Origin of the sequence: Thiohalocapsa marina, from assembly GCF_008632335.1 — a bacterium.
Classification (GTDB): Bacteria; Pseudomonadota; Gammaproteobacteria; order Chromatiales; family Chromatiaceae; genus Thiohalocapsa; species Thiohalocapsa marina.
Genome location: NZ_VWXX01000087.1, coordinates 1 through 704, shown reverse-complemented (window position 1 = coordinate 704; position 704 = coordinate 1). Strand labels below are relative to the sequence as shown.

General features: G+C 63.5%; 1 protein-coding gene and 1 pseudogene. Both read left to right on the top strand.

Annotation, left to right across the window (positions count from 1 at the left end; all coding sequences use genetic code 11):
- A pseudogene (locus F2Q65_RS19305) lies at positions 1-189 on the top strand (hypothetical protein); the annotation flags it as partial.
- 363 nt (positions 190-552) lie between these two features.
- A complete protein-coding gene (locus F2Q65_RS19300; RefSeq protein WP_150095020.1) occupies positions 553-690 on the top strand; it encodes a DUF4351 domain-containing protein in 138 nt (45 codons plus the stop codon).
- Positions 691-704: the final 14 nt, after the last annotated feature.

Genomic DNA, 704 nt, shown 5'->3' with positions numbered 1-704 from the left:
GAATGGCCCGACGGCCGCCGCGCCGCGCTGCTGTTCGTGCTGGAAGAGGAAACCGACCCCGGACGCTTCTCCATCCATCGCCTGGCCCACTACTGCCTGGACCTCGCCGAGCTCTATGGTACGGATCGCGTGGTGCCAGTGGTGATCTTCCTGCATCCGGGCACTTACCCCGAGCGACTGGATCTGGGCAGGCCCGTAGGGTGCGGTGACGCAGGAACCGCACCATTGCTCACGCCAACGTTAACTCACGGTGCGGTTCGTACCTCACCGCACCCTACGCGCTGAAAAGGCCGATCGGCTTGGGTTATCGCCCGGTCCGCTGCGAGCCTGGATCACCTTCTTCGTTGCTTGAAAACGGAATGACGAAGGATGTCACCGCCACGACCTGCCGCGTCCGTCGTCCCGGCCGGGAAGCCGGGACCCAGGCCAGGGAAAGGAAACTTGCGTATCACTCCAGCGCTGATGGTGACGGAAACATTGCTATCCCTGCCCTAGATTCCGGCCTCCAGGCCGGAATGACGGACGGCCTCCGACTTCATCGACATCTACGCCATGCTGGACGAGAATGAATGGAACGCGTATCGCCAGCGCATCGAATCGCTCCTGGTCGAACAGATCGAAACCCTGGGCGAAGACCTGCTGGACTTCACCGGCCCCGCCGACCTCGAGGCCCGGCTCGCCCGCCGCTGACGCACTGTCCTCAA